Annotated in this window: 7 protein-coding genes; 3 read left to right on the top strand and 4 right to left on the bottom strand. The window is 71.4% G+C overall.

Annotated elements, in window-relative coordinates; genetic code table 11:
- Positions 1-31: 31 nt before the first annotated feature.
- Entirely contained in the window at positions 32-793 is a 762-nt protein-coding gene (locus ACFZB9_RS17730) for a thioesterase II family protein (protein WP_391448105.1), read from the top strand.
- A gap of 177 nt (positions 794-970) precedes the next feature.
- Here the strand turns inward: ACFZB9_RS17730 and ACFZB9_RS17725 are convergent, their stop codons facing one another.
- The 4 genes from ACFZB9_RS17725 to ACFZB9_RS17710 form a co-directional block, all read right to left on the bottom strand.
- Entirely contained in the window at positions 971-3,829 is a 2,859-nt protein-coding gene (locus ACFZB9_RS17725; protein ID WP_391448103.1) for an ATP-binding protein, read from the bottom strand.
- A 783-nt stretch (positions 3,830-4,612) separates the two neighbouring features.
- Positions 4,613-5,011, bottom strand: coding sequence for a transposase family protein (locus tag ACFZB9_RS17720; RefSeq protein WP_391448101.1), 399 nt, complete (start codon positions 5,009-5,011; stop codon positions 4,613-4,615).
- Between the two features lie 135 nt (positions 5,012-5,146).
- Positions 5,147-6,832 carry a flavin monoamine oxidase family protein gene (locus ACFZB9_RS17715; protein WP_391448099.1) on the bottom strand — a complete coding sequence of 562 codons (1,686 nt, stop codon included), beginning with the start codon at positions 6,830-6,832 and terminating at the stop codon, positions 5,147-5,149.
- A gap of 33 nt (positions 6,833-6,865) precedes the next feature.
- Positions 6,866-7,669 (bottom strand): carbon-nitrogen hydrolase family protein, encoded by an 804-nt coding sequence (locus ACFZB9_RS17710; RefSeq protein WP_391448097.1) that lies wholly within the window; start codon positions 7,667-7,669, stop codon positions 6,866-6,868.
- 298 nt (positions 7,670-7,967) lie between these two features.
- Here ACFZB9_RS17710 and ACFZB9_RS17705 point away from each other — a divergent pair, with 298 nt between their 5' ends.
- Both ACFZB9_RS17705 and ACFZB9_RS17700 read left to right on the top strand, forming a co-directional pair.
- Positions 7,968-8,855: an ACP S-malonyltransferase gene (locus ACFZB9_RS17705; RefSeq protein WP_391448096.1), complete on the top strand. Its 888-nt coding sequence runs from the start codon at positions 7,968-7,970 to the stop codon at positions 8,853-8,855.
- A gap of 261 nt (positions 8,856-9,116) precedes the next feature.
- Complete coding sequence (locus tag ACFZB9_RS17700) at positions 9,117-10,553, top strand: class I adenylate-forming enzyme family protein (RefSeq protein WP_391448095.1); 1,437 nt, start codon at positions 9,117-9,119, stop codon at positions 10,551-10,553.
- Positions 10,554-10,638 lie beyond the last annotated feature (85 nt).

The following is a 10,638-nucleotide window of genomic DNA, read 5'->3' as shown; positions in this document are numbered from 1 at the left end:
GGCTCCAACCCGAGAGAGATGAGAGACCCGAATGAGCGTCCCGACCAGCGCCGAGTCCGACCTGTGGATCCGCCGGTTCCACCAGGCCCCCGACGCCAGGGTGCGCCTGCTCTGCCTGCCGCACGCCGGCGGCTCGGCGAGCTTCTACTTCCCGGTGTCGGCCGCGCTGTCCCCGGAGATCGAGGTGCTGGCGGTGCAGTACCCGGGGCGCCAGGACCGCCGGACGGAGCCGAGTATCGGGACCATCGCCGAGCTGGCGGACCAGGTCCACCGGGTGCTGGGAACGCTGGACGACCGTCCGCTGGCCCTGTTCGGCCACAGCATGGGCGCGATCCTCGGCTTCGAGCTGGCCCGCCGGCTGGAGGCCGAGGGGCGGGTGCCGGCCGCGCTCTTCGCCTCCGGGCGGCGCGGTCCGGCCACGCATCGCGCGGAGTTCGTCCACCAGCGCGATGACGACGGCCTGGTGGGCGAGCTCAAGACGCTCAGCGGCACCAACACCGCGCTGCTGGGCGACGAGGAGATCCTGCGGATGATCCTGCCCGCGATCCGCAACGACTACCGGGCGATCGAGACCTACCAGCGCCCGCTGGGCGGCCCGCTGAGCTGCCCGATCGTGGCGCTGATCGGCGATGACGACCCCAAGTCCACGGTGGCGGAGGCCAAGGCCTGGGCCGAGGAGACCACCGGTGACTTCACGCTGCGGGTCTTCGCCGGCGGCCACTTCTACCTGGCCGCCCAGCAGCGCGCGGTGCTCGGCGAGATCACCGACCACCTGCGCACCTGCATCGCCTGACCGCCTATCGCCTGACCGCCTGACCCGCTCACACCGTCTGAGCCGCTCACACCGCCTCACCCGCTCACACCGTCTGAGCCGCTCGACCCGGCCGGCCCGGTGAACCCCCGACGGCCCGCGGCGGCCGGCCGAAGCCGGCCGCCGCGGGCCGTTCCCTCACCCTGCCGCGCCGAGCGGTCAGGAGGCGAACCAGGTGGAGCCGCTCGTCACCAGGCAGAGGTCGCTCGGCAGATCGCTGCGCCGGGTGACCTTGAGCTTGCGGTAGACCCGGGTCAGGTGCTGCTCGACCGTGCTGACCGTGATGAACAGCTCGCGGGCGATCTCCCGGTTGCTGTGCCCGAGCGCGGCCAGCCCGGCGACCCGCCGCTCGGCGTCGCTCAGCCCGTCCACGACGGAGCCGGCGCAGGCCGCGGCCGCGTCGGTGGCCGGTGCCGGCGCCACCTCCTCGCGCAGGTCGGAGAACATGCTGGACAGCCCGCGCTGGATCGGCTCGGCGCACTGTTCCTTGGCCAGTTGCCAGGCCTGGCTCATCATGATCCGGGAGCGCTTGTGATCGCCGAGGCTCTGATGGGCGTAGCCCAAGTCGGCCAGTGCCAGCGCGAGTTCGACCCGCGAGCCGCAGCGCTGGAGGTCGTCCACGGCCTGGCGCAGCAACGAGGGCCGGTACTTGAGTTCGGCGACCGCCGCGCTCAGCCGCATGGTCAGGCCGCGCGAACGCGAGGGGCCGGGCTGCAGCCGCTTGGACTGCTCGTCGATCAGCACCTTGGCCTGCTGGTGGTTGCCCATCTGCAGGTGGACCCGGGCTGCCGCGCTGCGCCACGACACCACGCTCGGCAGGTCGAGATCCCAGTCCTGCATCATCTCGCCGCAGATCAGGAAGTCGTCCAGGGCCGCGTGCGGGTGGTTGGTGGCCAGCCGGAACTCACCGCGGGCGAACAGGTAGTGCATCCCGTAGCGGGTCTGGTAAATGGCCTGCGGGACCGGGCGGTTGAGCAGCTGGGCGGCGTCCTCGTACTTGCCCATCAGGGTCTGCGCCATCAGCAGCGTGGCGATCGGCAGGCCGATGTTCACCCCCCAGGCATTCCAAGGGAGTTGTTCGAGGGCGCTGGTGGCGTAGCGCTCGGCCTCCGCCAGCAGGCCCTGGCGCACCGCGATCAGGCCGCGCAGGGCGAGCAGCGGCGGGCGGATGCCCTCGGCGGCCCGGCCGATCCTGCCCAGCAGCTGCTCGCAGCAGAACGCGGCGCGTTCCAGCTGGTCGCCGTAGATCAGCGCGAGCAGCGCGAACTCGACCTGCTCCCAGTGGCGGTAGGTCAGCCCGATGCTCCGCAGCACCTGCTCGGCGCCGAGGAAGGTGTTCTCGTCGGCCCGGCCGCTGAGTACCTCGTCCAGGGCGGCGGCGGCCTGCAGCTGCGGGTCGGCGCGGACGGCCGCCGGAGTGCGGTCCTGGTTGACGCCGCACGACCCGAAGGGCCGCAGCTCGGCCAGTGCCCCCGGGTAGGAGCTGGAGAACTGCAGCTTGACGGTCTGCAGTTCGGAGGCGGTCCGGGCGTCGATGGGCCGGCCCAGGGTCAGCAGCTGCTCCAGCAGCTGGGTGGCCTCGGTGATCCGGCCGTGCCGCAGCAGGTACTTGACGACCACCACCGAGTCCCGGTCGTCCAGCTCGCCGGCCCGCAGGGCGGCGGTGAGCATCGGCAGGTGCCGGGTGGCGTTGCCGGGCTGAAGCTGCCATTCGACGCCGGCCAGCAGGGTCAGCACCTTGGCGCGCTGACGGGAGTCGGCGCAGCTGCGGTGGGCGTGCTCGACGCAGCGCCGGGCCAGGTCCGCGTCGCCGTCGAAGAGCGCCTGGCGGGCCACGTCGCACAGGACCCGTGCGCTCCACCCCTCACCGGGCTGGTCGGAGGCCAGCAACTGCTCGGCGATGGCCCGCTCGGGCGCGCCCTGGCCGTAGAGCAGCCGGGCGGCCTGCGCGTGCAGGTGGCTGAGTTCGGTGGGGTCGGTGTCGTGCAGGACGGCGGTGCGCACCGCGGGGTGCCGGAACCGGCCCTCCTCCAGCAGGCCCACCGAGTGCAGGCCGTCGATGACGCCGGCCACCAGGCTGGGGAAGAGGCCGAGCAGTTGTCCGAGCAGGTGGTCGGAGGCCTGGTCGCCGAGGACGGCGATGCCACGGGCCACCGCGAGTGCGGCCGGCTCGCTGCGGTGCAGGCAGCTGACCACGGCCTGGGAGAAGGCGAACCCGTCACCGAGGCCCACCGGGCGCTGTTCGGCGGACTGCCGGGTGGCCGAGCGCAGGTCCTCCAGCAGGCTGTGCACGAGCAGCGGGTTGCCACCGGTGAGGGCGTCCACCCGGGGCGCCAGCTCCTTGGCCTGCTCGGGGTCCAGCCGGGTGCCGAGCAGCTGGGCCACCCCGTCGCGGCTGAGCGGTCCGAGCATGATGCGGCGGCAGTGTGGCTGGCGCAGCAGCTCGGCGTGGAAGGCGGGCTGCGGGTGCTGGCGGGCGGTGCGCTCGGTGAGCACCACGGCGATCCGGGCGGTGCCGAGCCGGCGGATCAGGAAGAGCAGCCACTGCAGGGAGACGGGGTCGGCGTGGTGGGCGTCGTCGATGCAGATCAGCAGCGGGACGGACTTCGACAGGTCGAAGAGGACCGCGCAGAGCGCCTGCACCAGGTCGGCCGGCAGCTGTTCGGGGCCGGCCTGACCGGTGGGGCCGGCCTGGCCCGGCCGGGTGGCCTGGGCGGCGAGCGCCAGCAAGTGCCGTGTCCGCACGGCTTCTTCGTCATCCAGCGGGGCCTGTTGCAGCAACTGGCCGACGATGTTCAGCGGGGTGCCGGACTCGGCCTGCGCGCCGGTGGCGCGCAGCACGGTGGCACCGGCCGCGGTCGCCTGCTCGCCCAGGGCACTGAGCAGAACGGATTTGCCGCTGGCGACCGGGCCGACCACCAGGCCGACCGAGCCGGCTCCCTGGATCGCCGAGGTGGTGATGCTGTTGAGGACAAGCAGTTCTTCGGTGCGCTCGATGAGGTCAGGACGGCCCGTCATATGGCTGCTCCTTGCTTCGGGTCCTGAATCCGGCCCAGGCGAGGTCTGGTGGTCGACGGTCCTGCCACATGGAATTCGGCCCGGGTGGTGAGGGGGGACTCCGGCACGGCGGTCTTTTGCAGAGGAAAGGCCTGCCGCACTCCGTGCTGGAACACATTTCTCCCAGATGAAATGCACGAAAATTCTGACGACTGAGGATTCACCTGAGCAGCGGTGAGCTATTCGGGTCGCACCGGACGGGTGGGCCCGCAGCACTCCAAGTCCGCGCACAGGTGGGCCGTTGTGGTCCGGCCGTGGTTAGTTGCGGGACAGCTGGTCGGAAACATAACACTGCTCGGGTGACGGGGACACGCCTGCCGTGGAGAACTGATCAGGAATTGAGGATGTCGGCCCCCGAGAGGCCCCCGAGAGGCCCCGGAGAGGCCCCGCGGAGGGTCGGGGAAGGTGATTGATCCGACATGGCACAACAAATCGGGCAGCCGGCTCCGCGCGCCGCGGGGGCGCGGTGGTAGGAAACGCCGCGTTAACTCCGAAGTTTTCGTCGATGTTTGATGGTTCACCAGGTTTCATTTCGCTCCGGGCGGTTCGGTGGGCGCCCGATCAGGGATGCAGTGCGGTTGTCCCGTTAGAGGCGGGGCCGGCAGCCGGGCCGAAGTGTGCCCGATCGGGCACACCGAGCAGGTCTCCAGCTGCCCGATCGGGCACACCGATACGTCAACGGCCGGTCCGGGCCAGCGTGTTCGCTGGTCCGGACCGGCCGGATGATGCGTTTCTGATGCTCTGTCAGTTACCGCCGGTGCAGGGATCCGACCGGGATTCGCCGGCCGGGGCGGCGGAAGCCTCACCGCCGGTCCGGTCCAGTCGCAGGGTCAGCCGGCTGCGCCGGTGGCGCACCGGCGGCAGGTCGAGCAGCGGCCCGAGCTGGCCGACGATCCGGTCGGCGGCCGACTTGGAGATCCCGAACACGACGGCGACCTCACGCATGGTCAGGTTGGTGCGCCGGTAGACCGAGACCAGCAGGACCCGGTCCGCCAGACAGAGCGTCCAGCGCCGCCCCACCCGCGGGGTGTCCGCCTCGGCGTGCGGCCGCAGGGTCCGGAGCAGCTCCTCGAACTCCGTGCTGTCCAGGCCCGTGAGGAGTTCGACCCACGTGGGCTGTGCTGCGCTGATCAACTGTGCCATGACTGTATCCGAGCCGCTCCGGCCGGTCGCTCTGTCCAGCACGGACCATACCGGCTCACCGCGGATTCCCTGCTCCAGTAGTTCCATCCGTTCCCCCGTTGTTCAGATGCTGAACTGTCCATGTACGGAAGGTCTTCAGTCCTCCGGCAACTGCACCGGGGCGAGCCGGTCGAAGACGTCGCCGGGCCCGGGGTTGTCCGGGCTGCTGGCGCCGCCCAGGTGGTGCAGCACGCCCCAGACGGCGTTCAGCGCCGTGGTGACCGCGCCCTCCGCGAAACCGGCCGTCCAGGAGACGTCGTCGCCGGCCAGGAAGAGCCCGCGCCGCTCGGCCGGCAGGCCGTCCTGGAAGAACTGGGTGAACAGCCGGCGCTGGTAGCGGTACTGGCCGGGCAGGTTGGCCTTGAAGGCGCCCATGAACAGCGGGTCGGTCTCCCAGGTCACCGAGATCGGCGGCCCGACGATGTGCCGCCGCAGATCGACCCCGGGGTAGATCTCGCGCAGCTGGCCGAGCAGCACGTCCAGCCGCTGCTCGTCGCTGAGCGTGGCGACCTTCAGCGAGTCGTCGTTCCAGGTGTAAGAGAGGCAGATCACCCCGGGCCGGTCCGGGCCCTCGTCGAAGAGGTAGACCCCGCGCGGCAGCCGGTCGCTGAGCGTCATGCTCATCGTGTCACGGCCGGTGGCGCCGTCCCGGTCGCGCCAGAACGGCCGGTCGGTGAGGACGAACAGCTTGGAGGAGCCCATGTAGTGGGTCCGCTCGACGGCCGTCCACTGCTCGGTGGAGAGCAGCGCCGGGTCGCAGTCGAGCTGGCTCAGCAGCGTCCACACGTGCGGGGTGTGGACCACGGCCGGATAGGTCGCCCGGCCGCCGCCCGCGTCCTCCACCAGCACGCCGCCGGCCACCCGCCGCAGCGCCGTGACCGCCGGGCGCGCGGTGCCCTCGTGCAGGCCCGCCAGCGAGGTGTCGGCCGGCCAGTGCGCGGCCCGGCCCGCGGGCCGCCGCCACAGGCCCTGGACCAGCTGCCCGGTGCCGCCGACGATGCCCACCTGGTCCTGGTCGGCGCCGGTGAACACCACCCGCAGCACCTCCAGGATCGAGTTGGGGAAGTCGGTGTCCCAGCCGCCGGTACCGAAGCCGACCTGGCCGAACAGCTCCCGGTGCCGGAACGATCGGAAGTAGGGCGAGGCCGCCAGGAACCCGTAGAAGGACTGGTCGTCCAGGGTGCGCACCATGCGGTTCCACACCGCCTTGAGCAGCACGGTGTCGCGGCGGCGCACCGCGTCCTCCATCACCGCCAGCTCGGCCTGGTCCAGCAGCGTCTTCTGCCAGGCGTCGGCCACCTCCTGGTAGACCGGGGGCAGGTCCTCGACCGAGCGCGCGTAGTGCCGCTCGCCGCCCAGGTGCACCAGGGTGCTCGGGGTGCCCGGGGCGAGCGGGTTGGGGAACGGGCGGGTGCGCAGGCCGAGCGCGTCGATGTAGTGGAACAGCGTGCTGGCCGCGACCGGGAAGCGCATCGCGCCCAGCTCGGCGGCACAGCGCGGGTCCGCCTCGAACGGCACCGACCGCATCCGGCCGCCCAGTTCGCCGGCCTCGTAGAGCACGGGCCGCAGCCCCAGGCGCATCAGCTCGTAGCCCGCGACCAGGCCCGCCATCCCGCCGCCCACCACGGCCACCGGGGTGCCGTGTCGTGCGGCGGGCAGCGAGCCGAGCCCGGCGGGGTGGCGCAGCCAGTCGTCGTAGGCGAAGGGGAAGTCGGGGCCGAACATCGTCAGGGGTGCGGTCACATCACGCGCGGCCGGAAATGCGCGGGCACTGAGGGACATCGGTGGACACCTTTCGGGACCCGGCTCGCGGGGTCAGCCCAGGCGGTCGGGCAGGCCCTGGTAGAGCTCGGGGCGCCGGTCATGGAGATAGGGAGTGTCGCGGCGCGCCTTCGCCACCACGGCCGGGTCGATCTCGGCCAGGAGCAGGCCCTCGGTGGGCTCCTCCCGGGTGTGCCGGGTGCCGTCCGGGGCCGCCACGGTGCTCAGCCCGCAGAAGTCCAGGCCGCCCCGCTCGCCGATCCAGTTGGCGTAGGCGATGTAGAGCTGGCTCTCGAAGGCCCTGGCGGGCACCAGGGTTCGCGCGACCACGTCCCAGGGACGCATCAGCGCGGTCGGTACCAGGAGCAGTTGGGTGCCGGCCAGGGCGTGCGCCCGCACGGCCTCCGGGAACTCGACGTCGTAGCAGATCAGCAGACCCACCGTCAGGTCGCCCAGCCGCGCCTGCACCACGCCGTGGTCGCCCGGCACGAACCGGGACCGGTCCACCTCGCCGAACAGGTGCGCCTTGCGGTAGTTGGCCAGCAGGACGCCCTCGGCGGAGACCAGCCGGCTCGCGTTGTAGACGGCGTCCCCGTCGCTCTCCGGCCAGCCGTGCAGCACGGCGATGCCGAACTCGCGGGCGATGCGGGCCACCGCGAGGCCGTGCGGGCCACTGACCGGCTCACGGGCCTCGGTCAGCGTGCCGGGGCGCAGCGGGTAGCCGCCCACCGTCATCTCCGGGGCGACCAGCAGCTCCGCGCCCGCTTCGGCCGCCTGCCGGGCCGCTGCTCGAAGCCGCTCCAGCAGGTGCGGAACGTCGGGGGAGCCGCACGCGGCCTGCCAGCAAGCAATTCTCATCGCGGGCTTCCTCGTGGTGCGGTGGAATCATCGGCAGCGGAATCATCCGGGACGGGCATTGCCGCCGCCGAAGCTATGGGTGCCCGAATAATCCGGGCAACCCCTAACTTCCCCCTACGGCACCGTTTTTGTCACTGGCGAAACGCGGGCCGGCACTCGGTGGCAAGGGGAGTAGGGGGCGGACAGGGGGTGGCGGGGATTGTCCGCGCCGCTAGGTTCGGGGCGACCGACACGGCCGAGAGAACGGGCTGACATGACGACCGGTGAGCCGGGCAGCAGCGCTATCGTCTTTCCTGCCATGGGCCCGTCGCGATTCGCCGACTTCGGCCGCTTCATGGTGGTCAACAGGCAGGCCAGAAAACTGTTCTCGGTCGCCGACGAGGTGCTCGGCTACCGGGTCTTCGACGCGCTGCGGCAGAGCGAGGACGACTACGCGGAGGTCGCGCAGATCACCTCGTTCGTCGCCTCGCTCGCCCTCGTCGAGTGGGGCGCGGCCCAACTGCCGGGCCCGGTCGGCCACTGCGCCGGGGTGAGCTTCGGCAAGATGGCGGCGGCCGCGTACGCGGGTGTGCTGCCGTTCGAGGAGGCCGTGCCGCTGGTCGCCGAACTCGCCCGCTGCGAGCACGAGTACTTCATGGAGCAGCACAGTGACATCGTCACCCACTCCTTCGTGAAGGTCGGCCCGCAGGCCCTGGCCGAGTTGCTGGCCGAACTGGCCGAGGCCGGCGAGTGGTACGAGATCTCCTCGTACCTGGATGACGACATGTCCATGGTCTCGCTCAACGAGCGGGCGCTGGAGGGCTTCAAGGAGCGGATCGGCGCGGTCGGCGGCTACTCCCTCTACACCATGCGCCCGCCGGCCCACGCCGCCATCTTCGCCCCGCTGCGCGAGCGGATCGAGCAGGACGTCCTCGGCGGCTACCGGCTGCGCGACCCGCTGCTGCCGATCGTCTCCGACCAGGACGGCTCGCTGGTCACCAGTGCCGAGCAGGCCCGGGAGTGGATCCTGGGCGGCTACACCCGCCCGATGCGCTGGCCCGGTGTGGTGGACACGCTGGTCGAGCAGGGCGTGCGGCGGATCGCCATCGTCGGACGGGACCGGCTGCTGCGCCGCCTTACCTGCACGGCCGACAGCTTCGCCGTGATCACCATCGCGCCGGAGGCGGCCCTCAAGCCCGGCAGCTGACGCGGCCGGGTCACCGACGCACCGCCGGGACGGACTCCCGCGCGGTGCTTCGGCGTGTCCAATCCCTTGTGTGGAACGGGTAGTTGACGGTACGGCGGCTGGGGTCGGATAGGGGTTTCCGGCCCTGGCGGATGCTCGATACGCTCCGGTACGTGCGGGCCCGGCCCGCCCCGAATCCCCCCTTTGGGACCACCCCCCGGCCGCCCCGGGCGCGGGCGGCTACGGGTGGGCCGCCGAGCACGAGAAGGATGAGTGGAGCCGATGCCGGCCAAGATCCTCGCGGAGAACTCCGCAGCGACGCTCGCCGAGTTCGAGCAGGACACCCTGCGGGTCGCCCAGGTCCTGCGGGAGCGGGGCGTGGGACTCGGCGACCGGGTGCTGCTGAAGGCCGGCAACTCGATCGCCTATGTCTCGGTCCTCTTCGCCCTGATGCACGTGGGTGCTTCGGTGGTGCTGGTGGACCAGCAGGAGAAGCAGGAGGCCACCGGCTCGATCATCCGGCGGGCCGGCACCAAGCTGGTCCTGGTGGACGACGACGCCCCGGTACCGACCGACACCGATCCCGTCTACCTCTACGAACTGATCGCCTCCGCACCGGACTTGGCGGTCACCGACGAGCGGCTCTCGTTCGACGCCTGGTCCGATCTGGACGACGCGCTGATCATGTGGTCCTCCGGGTCCACCGGTGAGCCCAAGGGCATCGTCAAGAACGGCGGCCGGATGCTGGCCAACCTGGAGCGCAACGCGCACCACATGGGCCACCGCGCGGACGACGTCCTGCTGCCGCTGCTGCCCTTCTCGCACCAGTACGGCCTGTCGATGGTGCTGATCGCCTGGATCGTCCAGGGCTCGCTGGTGATCGCCCCCTACAAGCGCGCCGACCGGGCGCTGCGGATGGCCGGGCACTCGGGCGCCACCGTGCTGGACGCGACCCCGGCCACCTACCGCAGCATGCTGAACATCATCAGGCAGCGACCGGCCCTCGCCGAGGCGCTGGGCGCGGTCCGGATGTTCTGCAGCGGGGCCGCGCCGCTCGACCCGGCCCTGGTGGAGCGCTACATCGAGCGCTTCGGCCTGCCGCTGCTGGACAGCTACGGCAGCACCGAGGCGGGCAACGTGGCCTTCGCCACCAGCGACAACGCCGTCTCCTGCGGGCAGGTCATGGACGGCCTGCGGGTGCGGGTGGTGGACGACGAGGGCAACGAGGTGCCGGCCGGCGAAGTGGGCGAACTGCTCATCGAGACGCCGGACGTGATGGTCGGCTACCTCACGCCGGACGGCGGGATCGACCCGGTGGACCAGAGCGTCTTCCGCACCGGCGACCTCGGCTACCTGGACGCGGCGGGCAACCTCTTCGTGCTGGGCCGCAAGTTCGCGGTGCACCGCAACGGCTACACGCTCTACCCCGAGATCGTCGAGCGCAAGGCCGCCGCCGGCGGCTGCTCGGCCCGGATCGTGCCGCTGCCCGACGAGCGCCGCGGCAGCAGCCTGGTCTTCTTCGTGGAGGACGAGCAGCAGCGCGACGCGGCCCACTGGCGCGAGGTCCTGGACGAGTTGCTGCCGCCCTACGAGCAGCCCAACCGCGTGATCGTGGTGGACCAGTTCCCGCTCAACCGCAACGGCAAGCCGGACAAGCGCAGGATGACCGAACTCGCCGCAGAGGTCCAGAGTGTGACGGAGAATCAGCAGACCTCCTAATGATGTTGTCAAGCCGCTGATGTGACGGGGAGTGCAGGCTCGTAGCTCTTCCCGTCACGGATCAGGGCCCATAGAACGTTGACCC

The sequence above is a fragment of the Kitasatospora sp. NPDC008050 genome, assembly GCF_042957465.1.
Taxonomy (GTDB): Bacteria; Actinomycetota; Actinomycetes; order Streptomycetales; family Streptomycetaceae; genus Kitasatospora.
The sequence above is the reverse complement of the archived record's forward strand: the minus strand, read 5'-3'. Positions and strand labels throughout refer to the sequence as shown.